The sequence below is a fragment of the Streptomyces sp. NPDC096193 genome, from assembly GCF_040302905.1.
Lineage (GTDB): Bacteria > Actinomycetota > Actinomycetes > Streptomycetales > Streptomycetaceae > Streptomyces.
The window spans coordinates 58,830-75,055 of record NZ_JBEOSJ010000003.1; the positions used below are offsets into that span (position 1 = coordinate 58,830).

At 70.9% G+C, this 16,226-nt stretch carries 15 protein-coding genes; 9 read left to right on the forward strand and 6 right to left on the reverse strand.

Going from position 1 to position 16,226, the window contains the following annotated elements; genetic code table 11:
• Positions 1–47 precede the first annotated feature (47 nt).
• Positions 48–1,280, reverse strand: coding sequence for an AI-2E family transporter (locus ABTX78_RS05670; protein WP_352205560.1), 1,233 nt, complete (start codon positions 1,278–1,280; stop codon positions 48–50).
• A 30-nt stretch (positions 1,281–1,310) separates the two neighbouring features.
• Entirely contained in the window at positions 1,311–1,991 is a 681-nt protein-coding gene (locus ABTX78_RS05675) for a hypothetical protein (RefSeq protein WP_352205561.1), read from the reverse strand.
• Between the two features lie 269 nt (positions 1,992–2,260).
• Here ABTX78_RS05675 and ABTX78_RS05680 point away from each other — a divergent pair, with 269 nt between their 5' ends.
• From ABTX78_RS05680 to ABTX78_RS05695, 4 genes are all read left to right on the forward strand, one after another.
• Entirely contained in the window at positions 2,261–3,184 is a 924-nt protein-coding gene (locus ABTX78_RS05680; protein WP_352205562.1) for an aldose 1-epimerase family protein, read from the forward strand.
• Entirely contained in the window at positions 3,181–4,122 is a 942-nt protein-coding gene (locus tag ABTX78_RS05685; RefSeq protein WP_502993778.1) for a cyclase family protein, read from the forward strand. Before ABTX78_RS05680 ends, ABTX78_RS05685 begins: the two co-directional genes overlap by 4 nt.
• A gap of 167 nt (positions 4,123–4,289) precedes the next feature.
• Positions 4,290–5,870 (forward strand): GMC oxidoreductase, encoded by a 1,581-nt coding sequence (locus ABTX78_RS05690; RefSeq protein ID WP_352205563.1) that lies wholly within the window; start codon positions 4,290–4,292, stop codon positions 5,868–5,870.
• A gap of 150 nt (positions 5,871–6,020) precedes the next feature.
• Positions 6,021–6,860: an SDR family oxidoreductase gene (locus ABTX78_RS05695; RefSeq protein WP_352205564.1), complete on the forward strand. Its 840-nt coding sequence runs from the start codon at positions 6,021–6,023 to the stop codon at positions 6,858–6,860.
• Between the two features lie 56 nt (positions 6,861–6,916).
• Here the strand turns inward: ABTX78_RS05695 and ABTX78_RS05700 are convergent, their stop codons facing one another.
• Positions 6,917–8,758, reverse strand: a complete 1,842-nt coding sequence (locus ABTX78_RS05700) for a glycoside hydrolase family 15 protein (RefSeq protein WP_352205565.1) — start codon at positions 8,756–8,758, stop codon at positions 6,917–6,919.
• Positions 8,759–9,208: 450 nt separating this feature from the next.
• On the opposite strand from ABTX78_RS05700, the gene ABTX78_RS05705 reads away from it, so the two are divergent.
• The 3 genes from ABTX78_RS05705 to ABTX78_RS05715 all read left to right on the forward strand — a co-directional run bounded on the left by ABTX78_RS05705 (position 9,209) and on the right by ABTX78_RS05715 (position 11,901).
• Entirely contained in the window at positions 9,209–10,531 is a 1,323-nt protein-coding gene (locus ABTX78_RS05705) for a DUF2254 domain-containing protein (protein ID WP_352205566.1), read from the forward strand.
• A 342-nt stretch (positions 10,532–10,873) separates the two neighbouring features.
• Positions 10,874–11,458 carry a TMEM165/GDT1 family protein gene (locus tag ABTX78_RS05710; protein WP_352205567.1) on the forward strand — a complete coding sequence of 195 codons (585 nt, stop codon included), beginning with the start codon at positions 10,874–10,876 and terminating at the stop codon, positions 11,456–11,458.
• 185 nt (positions 11,459–11,643) lie between these two features.
• Positions 11,644–11,901, forward strand: a complete 258-nt coding sequence (locus ABTX78_RS05715) for a hypothetical protein (RefSeq protein WP_352205568.1) — start codon at positions 11,644–11,646, stop codon at positions 11,899–11,901.
• 69 nt (positions 11,902–11,970) lie between these two features.
• Here ABTX78_RS05715 and ABTX78_RS05720 read toward each other — a convergent pair whose 3' ends face one another.
• Both ABTX78_RS05720 and ABTX78_RS05725 read right to left on the reverse strand, forming a co-directional pair.
• Positions 11,971–12,735 (reverse strand): SDR family NAD(P)-dependent oxidoreductase, encoded by a 765-nt coding sequence (locus ABTX78_RS05720; protein ID WP_352205569.1) that lies wholly within the window; start codon positions 12,733–12,735, stop codon positions 11,971–11,973.
• Between the two features lie 55 nt (positions 12,736–12,790).
• Entirely contained in the window at positions 12,791–13,126 is a 336-nt protein-coding gene (locus tag ABTX78_RS05725; protein WP_352205570.1) for a YnfA family protein, read from the reverse strand.
• An 87-nt stretch (positions 13,127–13,213) separates the two neighbouring features.
• On the opposite strand from ABTX78_RS05725, the gene ABTX78_RS05730 reads away from it, so the two are divergent.
• On the forward strand, positions 13,214–13,693 hold the full coding sequence (locus ABTX78_RS05730) for a hypothetical protein (RefSeq protein ID WP_352205571.1): 480 nt from the start codon (positions 13,214–13,216) through the stop codon (positions 13,691–13,693).
• Positions 13,694–13,908: 215 nt separating this feature from the next.
• Entirely contained in the window at positions 13,909–14,619 is a 711-nt protein-coding gene (locus ABTX78_RS05735) for an AAA family ATPase (RefSeq protein WP_352205572.1), read from the forward strand.
• A gap of 104 nt (positions 14,620–14,723) precedes the next feature.
• Here the strand turns inward: ABTX78_RS05735 and ABTX78_RS05740 are convergent, their stop codons facing one another.
• The gene (locus ABTX78_RS05740; RefSeq protein WP_352205877.1) at positions 14,724–16,172 is read right to left on the reverse strand and encodes an FAD-dependent monooxygenase; all 1,449 of its coding nucleotides are present in this window, start codon (positions 16,170–16,172) and stop codon (positions 14,724–14,726) included.
• Positions 16,173–16,226 lie beyond the last annotated feature (54 nt).

Here is a 16,226-nt window from a genome sequence, read left to right on the forward strand (position 1 = left end):
TTCGGGCCGAGCGGAGGCGACTTCGGGCGCCGGGACACGGACGTCACTCAGCCCGACGCCTCCGAGTCGGCCGTCCCTGGCGGAGGGTCAGCCGGCCGGTTCAGCAGATAGCCGGCGACCGTGTTGGCCACTGCCACCAGGGGTACGGCGACGACAGCGCCGCCGATGCCGGCCACCAGCCCTCCGCCGGCCACCGAGAAGATCACCGCCAGCGGGTGCACGCGGACGGCGCGGCCGAGGATGAACGGCTGGAGGATGTGCCCTTCGAGCTGCTGTACGCCGAGCACGATGAGCAGGACCAGCAGCGCGGTGAACACGCCGTTGGCGACGAAGGCGACGACCACGGCCAGCAGTCCCGAGACGACCGCGCCCACCAGGGGGATGAACGCGCCGGCGAAGACGACGACGGCGAGTGGCAGGGCCAGCGGCACACCGAGGATGTAGATGCCCAGGCCGATGCAGACGGCGTCGATGAGGGCGACGATGAGCGTGCCGTGGACGTACGCGGTGAGGGTGTCCCACGCACGGGGACCGGCGCCGGCGAGTGCGGGGCGGGCGGCAGCCGGAGCGAGCTTGAGACTCCATTGCCAGATGCGCGGCCCGTCGTAGAGCAGGAACAGTGTGGAGAACAGGGCCAGCAGGCAGCCGGTGACCAGTTCCAGGACGACGGTCACACCGTGCAGGCCCGCGTCGGTCAGCTGTTCCCTGCTGGAGCCGAATCCGTCCCGCAGCATCCGGGTGAACTCGTCGATCTGCGCTTCCGTGACATGGAAAGGGCTGTTGAGCAGCCAGCGTTTGGCGTCGTCGATGCCGTCCTCGAGGCGGTCGGTGAGCTCGGCCAGATTGGTCACGACCTGCCAGATGACGAACCATCCGACGAGCCCCAGAAGGGCGAAGCCGAGGAGTGCCGTCATGACCGTGGCAGGCCCCTGCGGCACCCCGTGCCGGTGGAGGCGGGCCACGGTGGAGTGGAGAAGCGCGGTGATGAGGAGGGAAGCCACGAAGGCGAGCACGAGCACGCGTACAGCGCTGATCGCCTGCACCAGCACCCAGAGCGTGGCCGCGATGACGAGGAGACGCCACCCGGCTTCCGCGGCGACGCGAACGCCCCACGGGACGGCTGCGGCCGGTTGCGGCCGGGCACCGGTGGGAGGCACGGGGGCCCGGGGCGGCGAGGCCGGTTCAAGAGCGCCGGCGGACTGCCCGGAGGCAGCCGGACGGTCCGAGCCGTGCTTCTCGGTGCGGTGGCGCTTCAGGTTCAGCCACTTCTCACGTCGCACGTCCGCACCTCTCCCTCCGTCGTCCTGCGTTCAGCGGGCGCGCGTCTTCGCGATTCCGCCGGCCGGCTTCGCCGCGGCGAAGGGCGGGACGTCGGGCGCGGTCGGCCGGCTGAAGGTGTCGGTGCGGCGGTCGGCCGCTGCGGCGAACCACTGGGCGCACCCCTCGTCGTCCCACCCCGGGCCGCGGCCGATGTCCTTCGCGCGGGAGGCGCTGAACGCGTCGAGTCCCGCACAGCCGCTGCGGACACGGGGGTTGGGGCTCTCGGAGCAGACCGTCGCGGCCTCCTGCTCGGTTTCCCGGTACGCCCTCGGCGGAGGGGCCGGGAACTCCTGCGGCGTACGGACCCGCAACAGGGCCTTCGGCATCTCGGCCGCGTGGGTCCACCCCGTGTGGACGAAGGAGAGCTGTCCGCACAGCTTCCCCACCCTTGTGTCGTACGTCCACGCACCGACCGGACGCTGCTGAAGCCGTCGCGTCAGCCGCGTCATCGTGGCGCGGTTCGCCTCGGCGCTGCCCGCGGAGAACGCGCGGCGAGCAGTCGGCGCCCGCCCGCACAGTTCGAGGAACTGCCCGACACTTTCGGCCGCACCGAGATCCGAGCCCATGCGCGGCGCGGTGGCCAGGCGGGGTCCGCTGTTCATGGCGTCGTCCACGTGGTTGCGCGGGTCGACATCCTGGTCCAGGAGCGGGCCGCGCCACGCACGCGGCATCGACGGCCGGATACCGGGCCTGGCATCAGATCTCCTCCGCCGTCCGTGTGCCGGGCCGCCGTCGCCGGGGGCCGGTGGTCTGGACTCACCTCACCATCGCCGGGGGCAGGGCAGCACCCGTTGCGCACCCGAACGCGGTACGGCCCAGGGACGCCCCGGCTCCCGGCCGGCCGTCGATGTGCGCGGCGGGACGCGGGGGCGAAGATTGTAGGGAGCGGAGATCGCGAGGTGCGGACACCGGTCGCGTCGTACGAGTCGAGGAGCCGCCCATGTCGTCCGGTCCGACAGGCGAACAGTGGGAGATACGCCGGGACGGCCAACGGGCCGTGGTGGTCCAGCTCGGCGCGGCCCTGCGCCACTACGAGGCGGGCGGCAGGCCGGTGCTGGACGGCTTCGGCGCGGACGAGCCGATCAGCGGCGGGCGGGGGCAGATCCTCGTCCCCTGGCCCAACCGGGTGGGGGACGGGCGCTACCGCTTCGGCGGCGGCGATCTGCAACTGCCGCTCACCGAACCGGAGAAGCACAACGCGATCCACGGCCTGCTCCGCTGGAGCCCGTGGCGGCTGCTCGCCCACGCCGAGGACTCGGTGACGGCCGGCACGACCGTCTTTCCCCAACCGGGATATCCCTTCCGGCTGGACGTCGTCGCCGAGTACCGGCTCGGGCCCGGGGGACTCGACACCACCGTCTCCGCCACCAACACGGGCAGTGTCCCCGCTCCCTACGGCGTGGGGCAGCACCCGTACCTGACGGTCGGCACCGACCGGGTGGACGACGTCCTGCTGACCGTCCCCGCCCGGTACCGGCTGCGCAGCGACGAGAACGGGCTGCCCGTCGGCCGCGAAAGCGTCGACGGCACGGAATACGACTTCCGCACCGCCCGCCCCATCGGCGGCGCGCAGCTGGACACCGCCTTCACCGGGCTGGAGCGTGACCCGGCGGGCCGCGCCGTCGTACGGCTCGCGCACCCCACCGGGCGGCACGGTGTCGACCTCTGGCTCGGCGACGGCACGCGGTATGTGCAGGTCTACACGGGTGACACGCTCGACGAGTCCCACCGGCGCCGCGGCATCGCCGTGGAGGCCATGTCCTGTCCGGCGGACGCCTTCCGCAGCGGCACCGATCTCACCGTCCTGGAGCCGGGGGACGGTCATGTGCTGCGGTGGGGCCTGAGCCCTTGGGGGGCGGGATGACCTCACCTCCGCCGCCGGCCGGGGAGCGGATGACCGGGGACGCGTTCCGGTTGCTGTACACGCGGCTGCGCGAGGGGACGCGAACGGCCGATCCCCGCGGGGCGCTGCGCCATCTGACGCCCGAGCGGGTCGTGGCGGCCGCCGCCCGGGTGCGGCTCGGCCGTACGGTCTCGCTTGCCGCCCCGGTGGACACGCACCCCGGCCCGGACAACCCCGAACCGGCGGAACACCGGATGCTGGGGCCGGCCGCCGGTGAGGCGGGGGCGAAGGGGCTGCACTTCGCCCTGGACCGTATCGCCATGAACGTCCACGGGGACGCGACCAGCCATCTCGACGCCCTCTGCCATGTCCTGTACGACGGCGAGCTGTACGACGGGGTGCCCGCGAGCACCGTGACGGCCGAGGGGGCACGTGCGCTCTCCGTGGATCTGGTCGCGGAGGGGATCGTCGGCCGCGGGGTGCTGCTGGACATTCCCCGGCTGCGTGGCGTGCCCTGGCTGGAGCCAGGTGACTGGGTGACCCCGGACGATCTGACGGCGGCCGAGGCGGCCCAGAGCGTCCGGGTCTCTGCCGGTGATCTGCTGTTCGTACGCGTGGGGCACCGCCGGCGCCGCGACGAACTCGGCCCGTGGGACGTGGCCGGGGCGCGGGCCGGACTGCACCCGGACGCCGTGGCGTTCCTCGCCGAGCGGCAGGTCTCGGTCCTCGGCGGGGACGGCAACAACGACACCGCGCCGAGCGTGGTGGCGGACGTCGCCTTCCCGGTGCATGTGCTGGCCATCCACGCCATGGGGGTGCACCTGATGGACTACCTCCAGTTCGAGGAGCTGGCCCCGGCCTGCGCCGACGCGGGCCGCTGGGACTTTCTGTGCACGGTCGCGCCGCTGCGGGTGCCGGGGGCGACGGGCTCGCCCGTGAACCCGATCGCCGTGCTGTGACCGGGCGGGTGGCGGACCCGCGTCCGGTCGCAGCCCATCCGGAGGGCGGCTACGTTCGAAGGGGCGGGGCGACAGGTCTCCCGGGTGGGACAGCAGGTCTCCGCAGCGCGGAGTGACAGGTCCTGGCGGCGCCAGGGCAGGGCCGCGAGCGCAAGGACGGTGGTCGCGTGGGCGACTTCCCCCACTACGACGTCATCATCATCGGCACCGGCGCCGGCGGCGGCACCCTCGCCCACCGGCTCGCCCCTTCCGGCAAGCGGGTCCTCCTCGTCGAACGCGGCGGCCATCTGCCGCGTGAACGGGACAACTGGGACTCCACCGCCGTGTTCGTGAAGGGCAAGTACCGGGCCCCCGAGTTCTGGCTCGACCGGCACGGCGTCGAATTTCCGCCCGAGGTCAACTACTACGTCGGCGGGAACACCAAGTTCTTCGGCGCCGCGCTGTTCCGGCTGCGGCCCGAGGACTTCGGGGAGACCCGTCACCACGGCGGCCTCTCGCCCGCCTGGCCGCTCCGGTACGAGGACCTGGAGCCGTACTACACCGAGGCCGAGCACCTCTATCTCGTGCACGGGCAGCACGGGGAGGACCCGACGGAAGGGGCGGTGAGCGCGCAGTACGCCCACCCGCCGGTGGAACACGAGCCGCGTATCCAGAAGTTGAGCGACGACCTGGAGAAGCGCGGCCTGCATCCGTTCCATCTGCCCATCGGCGTCAACCTCAGCCAGGACGGCAGCGGCGCGGCCACACACGCGAGCGTCTGCATCCGGTGCGACCGGGTGGACGGCTTTCCGTGCCTGGTGCGAGGGAAGTCCGACGCCGAGGTGATCTGTGTGGAGCCGGCGCTGCGGCACCCCAACGTCGAGATGATCACCAACACCCGGGTGGTCCGGCTGGAGACCGATACGACCGGACGCAGCGTGAACGGGGTCGTCGGCCGGCTGGCAGACGGCTCGGAGGTCCGCCTCACGGCGGACGTCGTGGTCGTCTCCTGCGGGGCGGTCAACTCCGCCGCCCTGCTGCTGGCCTCGGCCGACGACCGCCACCCCGCGGGTCTCGCCAACAGCTCCGACGTGGTCGGCCGCTTCTACATGCGGCACAACAACCTGGCGCTGATGGCCGTCTCGAAGGAACCCAACGACACCCGGCTCCAGAAGACCCTCGCCCTGCACGACTGGTACTTCGGCGCCGACGACTGGGACTTCCCGCTGGGCGGCATCCAGATGCTCGGCAAGTCGGACGCCGAGCAGATCCACGGCGAAGCGCCGAGGTGGGCGGGCGCCGTGGCTCCCGACCTGCCGTTCGAGGTCCTGGCGCACCACGCCGTCGACTTCTGGCTGTGCGGCGAGGACCTCCCGCTGCCCGGCAACCGGGTCACCCTGGACGGCGACGCCCGTATCCGCCTGGCCCTCGACGAGACGAACAACACCGAGGGACTGAAGCGACTGCGGCACAAACTCCAGGGAATGCTCGGCCACTTGGGCATGCATGAACACCAACTGCTGTCCCACAGCATCTATCTCCACAAAGGCATGCCGATCGGCGCCACCGCACATCAGGCGGGCACCGTGCGTTTCGGCACCGACCCCGCCGCTTCCGCCCTCGACGTCAACTGCAAGGCCCACGACCTCGACAACCTCTACGTCGTCGACACGAGCTTCTTCCCGAGCATCGGCGCGGTGAACCCGTCGCTGACGGCCATCGCCAACGCCCTGCGGGTCGGTGACCACCTCGTGGAGCGGCTGAGCTGAGGGGCAGCGGCGTTGGTCCGCCCGGGCGAAGATGCTCCGCCAGGCGGACCAACCCCAGCTCGCCGAACGGGCCGCCCACCGCCGCCGGTGATTGCGTGACCCCGCCCCAGCCGGGTGGACCGGGGCGCCGCAGCGAGGAGGCAGGGCATCATGAGTTCCAGCGAGGGCGCACCTCAGGGGGTCATTCCGGAGCGCCTGCTCAAGGGCCAGAAAGCACTGGTCACGGGCGCCAATTCGGGCATCGGGAAAGCCACGGCCATCGGACTGGCCCGGGCCGGCGCGGACGTGGTCGTGAACTATGTGAGCGGCGCCGACGCCGCGCAGGACGTGGTCGACGAGATCACGGGGTTCGGGGGCCGGGCGGCCGCCTACGTGGCGGACGTCTCACAGGAGGACCAGGTCGTCGCCATGATGGACCGCATGGTCCAGGAGTTCGGGACGATCGACATCCTCGTCGCCAATGCCGGCTTGCAGCGCGACGCGCGCATCACCGACATGACCCTGGCGCAGTGGCAGAAGGTGATCGACGTCAACCTGACCGGTCAGTTCCTGTGCGCCCGCGAGGCGACCAGGGAGTTCCGGCGGCGCGGTGTCGTCCCCGAGGTCTCCCGGTCGGCCGGCAAGATCATCTGCATGAGCTCCGTGCACCAGCTCATCCCCTGGGCAGGCCACATCAACTATGCCTCGTCCAAGGGCGGGGTGCAGATGATGATGGCGACCCTGGCCCAGGAGCTGGCCCCGGAGAAGATCCGGGTGAACGCGGTCGCCCCCGGCGCCATCCAGACCCCGATCAACCGCGACGCCTGGGAGACGCCCGAGGCCCGCGAGGAACTGCTGAAGCTCATTCCGTACGGCCGCATCGGCGAACCCGGGGACATCGCCCAAGCCGTCGTCGGCCTCGTCTCCGACCTCATGGACTACGTGGTCGGCACGACCCTCTACGTCGACGGCGGAATGACCCTCTTCCCCGGCTTCGCCACCGGCGGCTGACCTTCCCTCACGTCCTGACGGCGAAGGCTCCGTCGCCCGCGTGGCTTCCCGCCTCGTCACGTCCCGTTTCCGCGGCCCTGGTTGAGGGTCGCGTCCAGGGTGATGGCCGCGTCGATGAGTGCGAGATGGGTGAAAGCCTGGGGGAAGTTACCCAGCTGTTGCCCCGTCAGGTCGATCTCCTCGGAGTACAGCCCGAGGTGGTTGGCGTACGTGAGCATCTTCTCCAGGACCAGCCTGGCCTGATCGGTCCGCCCGGCCCGGGCCAGCGCGTCGACGTACATGAACGTGCAGAGGGAGAACGTCCCTTCGGCGCCCTGCAGTCCGTCGGGCGAGGCCTCCGGGTTGTAGCGGTAGACCAGGCTGTCGGTGACCAGCTCGCGGTCCATCGCGTTCAGCGTGGACTGCCACATCGGGTCGTCGGGCGTGATGAAGCCGACCGTCGGCATCCGCAGCAGCGACGAGTCCAGCACATCGCTTCCGTAGTGCTGGACGAACGCCTTGCGCTCGGGGTCCCACCCCTTGGCCATGATCTGCTCGTAGATCGTGTCGCGTTCGGTGATCCAGCGACTGCGGGCAGCCGGACGGCCGTTCGCGGCGGCGATCCGCAGCGCGCGGTCGAAGGCGACCCACGACATGACCCTGCTGTAGGTGAAGTTCTCCCGGCCGCCGCGGGTCTCCCACAGTCCTTCGTCGGCCTGGTCCCAGTGGTCGACCAGCCAGTCGACGAGTGTGTGCAGCGAGGTCCAGCCGCTGTTGTCGAGCTGGATGCCGTGCTGGTGCGCGAAGTAGATGCTGTCCAGTGCCTCCCCGTAAATGTCCAGCTGGAGTTGGTTCGCGGCCCCGTTGCCGATGCGGACGGGAGCGGAGCCGCGGTAGCCCTCCCAGTGGCCGAGGGTCTCCTCGACCAGGTCGGAGGAGCCGTCGACCCTGTACATGATGTTCAGCGGGCCGGTGTCGCCGCCCGCCTTCTCCCGTACGCGGTCGCGCAGCCAGCTGATGAAGGACATCGCCTCTTCCTTGAAGCCCAGGCCGAGCAGGGCGTACACGGAGAAGGAGGCGTCGCGGATCCACGTGAACCGGTAGTCCCAGTTGCGTTCGCCGCCCAGTTGTTCGGGCAAACCGGCGGTCGGGGCGGCGACGAGCGCCCCACTCGGCGCGTATGTCATCAGCTTCAGCGTCACGGCCGAGCGTTCCACGGCCTCGCGCCAGCGTCCCGAGTAGCGGGACTGCCCCAGCCACCTCCGCCAGTAGCGGACCGTCTGGTCGAAGAGATCCTCGAACTCACCGAGGCGGATCTCGCGTGGGGGCCCCTCCGGCGCCGACTCCATCAGCACGCCTCGCTGCTGTCCCGCTTCAAGCGCGAGCCTGAAGCGCAGGTCCCTGTCACCCGACAGCGAGGTCAGCAGCCGGTCGTCATTCGGCTCGCGGACGGCGTGCACGGCGAGTTGCAGCTCTTCCGAGGTGAACATGGCGCCACGCTGCGAGATGTGCAGCTCATGGGGCTTGCGGCCGTAGTCGAACCGCGGCGCGATCTCCACATCGAAGGTCATGGAACCGCGTACACACCGCAGCATGCGGACGATCCGATGGCGGTCGGTGGCCTCCGTCCCGGTCACCGGCATGAAGTCGATCACCTCACCCGCACCGGCCTCGGTCATGAAACGGGTCACGAGAAGCGCGGTGTCGGGCAGATACAACTGCTTGGTCGCGTAGTTGTCCACGGCCGGCTTGACCGTGAAATGCCCGCCCTTTTTCCGGTCCAGCAGCGAGCCGAAGATACTGGGGGAATCGAAACGCGGACAGCAGAACCAGTCGATCGTCCCGTCGGTCGTCACGAGCGCCGCGGTCTGGAGATCTCCGATCAGCCCGTGATTCTCGATCAGCGGGTATTCGTCCATGACGAGCCCCTTTCGGACCGGGCCCGCCCGATGGCCTTTTCGCCGTCCATGACCCCGCGAATGGGATGAGGCTGCGCCGACCGCGCCGGGGTGGGTGCCCTTTGCCAGCTTAAGCACGGACCCCTTGGGCAGTCCTGCCGAGCGGTGCGGCGCCCGGCCGCGGGTCCTCTGAGTCGTGCCCGCCGAGCGCGTCGTTTCTGCTGTCGCGCCGCTGTGCCGGCTGTGCCCGTCGTTTCTGCTGCTGAGCCTGCCGTGCCCGCTGTGCTCGCGGTTTCTGCTGCTGCGCCCGCCCGCGCGCGGACTTACCGTGGTGCGGAAGGCTGTGCCGAGCCGGAATGGAGGGTGCGCCGTGCCGTACCGCCGAGCAGCGGCTCCCGCGATGTGCGCGATTCCCGCGATGTGCGCGGCTCCCGCGACTTTCACGAGGGGAAAGGCCTGTCCGTGCGGCGCATGACGTCCTGGGCATCCGTGTTCCGGCTGCGTCAGTACGTGAAGGCCAGTCTGTGGATCCTGCCCCTTTTCGGTATCGTGCTCGGTGTCCTTCTCGCCGAATGCGCCATTGTCGCGGACGGAGTGGACTGGCCGCCGGGCGGCTGGCGGTACTCCGCGACCACGGCGAGCGGAGTGCTCAGCTCCATTGTCGGGGCGATGGTGGCGCTGCTCGGATTCGTGGTGACCATCGGTGTTCTCGTCGTACAGCAGGCGACCGGAACTCTTTCCCCGCGGTATATGCGCCTGTGGTACCGGGACCGACTGCAGAAAGTCGTGCTCGCCACCTTCACCGGGACGTTCGCGTTCGCTTTCTCCCTGCTCCGCAGGATCGAGACGGACGCCGTGCCGGACCTCGGAATCAGCTTCGCCGGTGCGGCAGTTGCCGTCAGCCTGCTGCTCCTGCTCGTCTATCTCAACCGTTTCACCCACAACCTCAGGCCCGTGGCCATCGCTCAGATGGTCGGGACGATGGGGGCGGACGTCTTCTCGCACGGTGCCGAGACGGTCCGGGGCGCCGCGCCCGGGGCCGGTGAACGCGTGCCGTCCGGCGCCCCGGTCGCGGTTGTCCGCGCCGAACGCGGCGGAGCCATCCAGGCGTTCAATGTGACCGCGCTCGTGGCGGAGGCGGTGCGCCACGACTGCTGCCTCGTCGTGACCCATCTGATCGGCGACTTCGTACCGGCCGGCACTGTCCTCGTCGAGGTCCACGGCGGTACATCGGCGCCCGACGCGGCACGGGTGTCCGGCCTCGTCGCGCTCGGGCCCGAGCGCACCATCGAGCAGGACCCCGCCTTCGCCCTGCGCATTCTCGTCGACATCGCCATCCGGGCGCTCTCCCCGGCGGTGAACGACCCGACGACCGCGGTGCAGGTGATGAACTACATCGAGTCCTTCCTCCAGTTGGCCGGTGGCGAGCCGCTCCACGGCCGGTACGTCCTGGCCGACGGCCACGGCCGGCCACGGCTCGTGCTGCCGGGGCGGGACTGGGACGACTACGTGCAGCTGGGCCTCTGCGAGATTCGCGAGTACGGGGTGCATTCCGTGCAGGTCTGCCGTCGGCTCCGGGCGCTCCTCGCGTGCCTGCTGGACACACTGCCGGCCGCACGCCGTCCCGCTCTGCGGGTCCAGTCCGAGCTGCTCCGGGAAGCCGTCGAGCAGGTGTTCACGGACCCGGCCCGCCGGGCCTTCGCGCAAGTCGCCGACCGCCAGGGCATCGGCGGGCGGTACGGGTCCCCGGGGCGGGCGCCGGGGACAGCGGCGGGGGAGGTACCGGGGGCCTGAGGCGTGGTGCGTGTTCTCATCAGGCCTCGACGGGCCGCCGTGTGCAGCCTCGCTCACGGTGGGTGACGAGGTTGTCGCCGAGGGCCCGGGCCGCCCGGGACGGGGGTCGGGTACCGTTGACGGTTGCGAAGGGGAGTAGCCCCGCGAACCGGTCGTCGACACACTGGAGCCCCCGGGCTCCCGGTGGCCGGGCCTGCGGATGACGCGGGCGGGCGAGACCTTCGGTCAGGTATGACGTGCCCGCGCCCTGCGGGTTCGCCGTCGTGCCGGGCCGAGCGGTCCTCCGTCGCCTCTGGCGCTTCGCGAAGACCGGGGCCCGGCTCTCACAGAAAGCCACCCGGAATGAGCCTCGACCCTCTGGCGATCGTCACCGCCTTCGGTCTGATCTTCCTCGCGGAACTGCCCGACAAGACGATGTTCGCCTCCCTGGCGATGGGCACGCGGATGCGTCCCCTCTACGTCTGGTTCGGCACATCGAGCGCTTTCCTCGTGCACGTCGCGATCGCGGTCGGAGCGGGCAGCCTGATCGGGCTTCTGCCCGACTGGATCGTCAAGCTCGTCTCCGCTCTGCTCTTCGCCTTCGGAGCGTTCATGCTGCTGCGCGGCGGGGCCGGGGACGACGAGGAGGACGCCGGGGGCAAGACCGTGACCGGCTTCTGGCCCGTCTACTCCACCGCGTTCATGGCGGTGTTCATCAGCGAGTGGGGCGACCTCACCCAGATCACCACCGCCAACCTCGCCGCCAGTAACGGCACGTGGTCCACCGCCATCGGTTCCGCCGCCGCCCTCATGTCCGTCTCCGCCCTGGCACTGCTCGCGGGGCGCTTCATCGCCAAACGCGTTCCGCTCAAGACCGTGCAGCGCATCGGCGGCCTGTGCATGCTCGGCCTTGCGATCTGGTCCGTGACCGAGATCTTCACCAGCTGACACGGCCCGGCCCGGCGGGCACGCCCAGCCCGGCCGCAGCCGCCCCGGTGGCATCAGCACATGCGCCCCGTTGCGGCCGAATGTATGAAGGAAGGGCAGGCGGGGGGATCGGGCCGAAGCGCTCATCCCCGCCCTGGGCGGTCCGCGGGGCACGCAGAGGGGGGTACCGGAGGGAGAGGCATCTCATGGCCCGAACCAGAACAAGTCCGCAGTCGAAAACGCCGTTCTTCTCGCGGCCCGCCGTCCGCCGCCTCCTGCCGTTCGTCCTGATCACCGCGATCGCCCTGATCTTCATCTTCGAGAACCGCACGAGCGTCAGGATCCGCCTGCTGATCCCCGAGGTGACCATGCCGCTGTGGGGCGCCCTGCTGATCGCATGGGGCCTCGGGATGCTCGCCTGCCTCTTCACGGTGCGCCGGCGGACGTCCCGGCGAACGATGTGACGTACGTCCCGGCGAGCGATGTGACGCGATGCCGAACCCTCGCCGGGGCCGGGGCTCGCGGGCCGGGTGTCAGAGGTCGCGGTGGACCTTGGAGTTGGAGGCCTGGGCGCGGGGGCGGACCACCAGAAGGTCGATATTGACGTGGGAGGGGCGGGTGACCGCCCAGGTGATCGTGTCGGCCACGTCGTCCGCCGTCAGGGGTTCGGCCACACCCGCGTAGACCTTGGCGGCCTTCTCCGTGTCGCCGCGGAAGCGGGTCGTCGCGAACTCCTCGGTCCTGACCATCCCGGGCGCCACCTCGATCACACGGACCGGGGTGCCGACGATCTCCAGGCGGAGGGTCTCGGCGAGGACGTGCTCGCCGTGCTTGGCGGCCACGTAGCCCGCACCCCCCTCGTACGTGGAGAGACCGGCGGTGGAGGACAGGATCACGACCGTGCCGTCGCCGCTCTCGGTCAAAGCCGGCAGCAGGGCCTGGGTCGTGTGCAGCGTGCCGATGACGTTGACCTCGAACATCTGCCGCCAGTCGGCGGGGTCCCCGGTGGCGACCGGGTCCGCGCCGAGCGCGCCGCCCGCGTTGTTGACCAGGACGTCGCAGCGGTCGAGGCTCGCGGCGAAGGCGTCGACGGCCGGGCGGTCGGTCACGTCGAGGGCGTACGCCGTGGCCCGGTGACCCGCCGTGACAAGCTCCGCGGCGAGTGCCTCGATGCGGTCCTTGCGGCGGGCGGTGAGGACGACGTGATACCCCGCGGAGGCGAGTCCGCGGGCGGTCGCGGCGCCGATGCCACTGCTGGCTCCGGTGATGACGGCGACGGGGTTGCCGGCGGCGGTCATGTCCAACTCCTCGCGCATGTGATCGGTACGCGGCCCAGGATAGGCCGCCGCCGGTTCAGCGGCCGCGGGGTGCGTACATGATCAGCGCCATGCCGGCGAGGCACACCAGTGCGCCGACAACGTCCCAGCGGTCGGGGCGGTAACCGTCGGCGACCACGCCCCAGGCGAGGGAACCGGCGACGAACACACCGCCGTACGCGGCGAGGATCCTGCCGAACTCGCCGTCCGGCTGAAGTGTCGCGACCACGCCGTACGCACCGAGTGCGATGACCCCTGCCCCGATCCAGAGCCAGCCGCGGTGCTCCCTGAGGCCCTGCCAGACCAGCCAGGCGCCGCCGATCTCGAACAGCGCGGCGACGACGAACAGGAGGACCGAGCGGGCGACGAGCATGGGCACAGCGTGCCACGGGCGCCACTGGGACGCGCCGGGACTGATGGGCAATCAGTTATATAGGCACACAAAAGGTATCTTCGGGATATGTGTGTGATGCGCAAGGTGCTGCTCGCGGTGTCCGCGGCTGTCGTACTGGTGATCGGCATGGGCGGGGCGAGCGCCGGTGCCCGGGTGATCGCGCCCGAGGCGGACGTGGCGCACCACGGCCATGTCTCGCTGACCGGCGGGCGGCTGGGGATCGCGCTGGTGTCCCAGAGCCATGGTCCGGCGAGTCTGGACAATGCCACCGTGAAGCTCACGTTCTCGGTGCCGCTGGCGGGCGCCCAGGTACTGCCGGAGCGGTGCCTGTGGGGATCCGACCGGGTCGTGCTGTGTGCGGCCGGACCGCTGCGGGCCGGCGGCACGGGGCGGACCGTCGCGCTCGACCTGCGGACGCTGGGCGTCCCGGACGAGGTCGTGGTGAGGGTCGGCACCCACTGGAACGGCGGCGCGACCGACCGGAATGCGGCCAACAACGAGCACGAGGTGCTGGTGCCGTCCACCGGAGACCCGTACGTCTTCTGAGGCCGGGTCCACGGCGGCGGGTTCGGTCCGGGCGGGTGGATCCGGGTCCGCGTCGGTGGGTCCGGTCCGGGGCGGTGAGCCTCGGACCTCGCGAGTGGGTCCGGTCCGGGCCGGTGGCTTGGGGCCACGGCGGTAGGTCCCGTCCGGGCGGGTGGATCCGGGTCCGCGTCGGTGGGTCTGAACCGTGCCGGTGAGCTCTGGTCCACACTGGTCCCGTGATTGTCGAACGCGCGTACGCCCACCTCGCCTCCTGCGACGAGGACGCCTGGCCCTGGTCGGTGCCCTGCGTCCGGCAACTGCTCGACGAAGGGCTGCGCTTCACCGCGCCGGTGACCTTTCTGGTCGGTGAGAACGGCTCGGGCAAGTCGACCCTGGTCGAGGCCCTGGCGGAGGGCTTCGGCCTGGACTCCTACGGCGGGTCCCACGACTGGCGCTACTCCTCCGCCCGTGGCAAGTCGGCCCTCGGTGAACGTGTGCGCTTCGACGCCGCCCCGCGCGGACGCCGCATGGTCACCAGCTGGTCCGCCCGCAAAGGATTCTTCCTGCGGGCGGAGACGGCGCTGGACGCCCTGGACCGGGAAGGCTTCGCGCCGGACTTCGTCAGCCACGGTGAGGGCTTCCTCGCCGCGTTCCGCGGGAAGTTCCTCCAGGCGGGGCTCTATGTGATGGACGAGCCGGAGGCGGCACTCTCCTTCTCCTCCTGCCTCGAACTGATCGGACACATCGACCGGTTGACCAAGGAGGGTGGCCAAATCATCTGTGCCACGCACTCCCCGCTGCTGACCGCTCTGCCCGGCGCGGACATCGTGGAGGTGGGTGAGCACGGCATGCGCCGGGTCGCCTGGCGGGAACTCGGTGTCGTCGACCATTGGCGCCGCTACCTCGCCGACCCGCAGGCCTACCTGCGCCACATTCTCGAGACGTAGGCGCGGAATACTCCCAGGGGCAGGGGCAGGGGCAGGGGCAGGGGCAGGGGCCGGTCCGAGCCGGGAGGGCCGCTCGGTCGGGCGCACCTCGGTCGGCACTCCGCTCATCCGCCGTCCTCCGCCCAGGCGATGTACCCGTCGGGACGGATCAGGAGGGAATCTCCGCGGCCCGACACCCAGTGGGCCCGGACCACGCTCCCCGAAACAGTGGGTATGCCCCGCGGGCCCCTCGCGTCGCCAGAAGCGCCGGTGTCGGGGGTGACGAGCACGAACTCGCCCTTGCGCAGCAGCTCGTAGAGCCGACCCTCGCCGAGCTCCAGGTCCGGGGCACGCGTGCCGGTGAGACGGTGGACTCCGCGCGGTCTGTCGTACGCGATGCCGATGCCGGAGATCATGCCCATGGCCTTGGCGGCGGCCGGGCGGGTGGCGCTCACGAAGCGGGAGAGCAGGGAGCGGACCGCACGCCGCAGTGGGGTGTGGGCCATGGCGAGGCGGACGATGCCGCCGCTGGAACGCAGCACCATCGCGCCGACGGGGTGCCGCTCCGAGTGGTAGCTGTCGAGCAGTGCTTCGGGGGCGGGGGGCTGGCCCTTGAGGACGGACGCCAGCTTCCACGAGAGGTTGGCCGCGTCCTGGAGGCCGGTGTTCATCCCCTGGCCGCCGGCGGGGGAGTGGACGTGTGCCGCGTCGCCCGCGAGGAAGACCCGGCCCACGCGATAGGAGGGGACCTGGCGTTCGTCGCTGTGGAAACGAGAGATCCAGCGGGCGTCGTGCATCCCGTGGTCCGTGCCGAGGGCGAGGCGGGCGATCTCGCGCACCTCGTCGAGGTCGACGGGCTCGCTGTCCGGCACCTGGCGCGACCGGTTCCACCCCATGACGCGGTACCAGCCGTCCCCGAAGGGGGCGATGAAGGCGAAGGCGTCCCCCACGCCGTTCACCGTGAGCAGGCCCTCGGGCTCCTCGGTGAGCCGGACGTCCGCGAGGACGATGGAGCGGATGACGGAATCGCCGGGGAACGGCAGGTCCAGTGCCGAGCGCACCGCGCTGCGCACACCGTCGGCGCCGACGAGGTAGCGGGCGCGCACGGTGGTCCGCGCTCCGTCGCCGCCTCGGACCTCTGCCGTCACGGAGTCGCCGGACTGCTTCAGGTCCAGCAGCTCCGTCCCGTACCGGAAGGTGACGCCCGCGGCACGCGCACGGCGCTCCAGCAGTCGTTCCACCTCGTACTGCGGGGTGATGAGCAGGAACGGGAAGCGGGACCGCAGCAGTGAGAGGTCGAGGGAGAGCCGGCGGAAGAGTCGGAGCTCGGTGATGGGGGTGCCCGTCGTGATGAGCTCGTCGGCGAGGTCCCTCGCGTCCAGCTGCTCCAGCGTGCGGGCATGGACGCCGAAGGCCCGCGTCATGTTGCTCGTCTCGTGGGGACGGCGCTCGATCAAGGTCACCGAGATGCCCGCAGCGGCGAGGTCTCCCGCGAGCAGCATGCCGGTGGGACCGGCCCCCACGACCAGGACATCGGCGGTCACGCTCTCCGCGGTCACGGCATGGGTGGTCATGGCATCGGTGGTGCTGCCCGCTTCCTGTGCGGCCTTGTCGTTCATGGCGCCTCC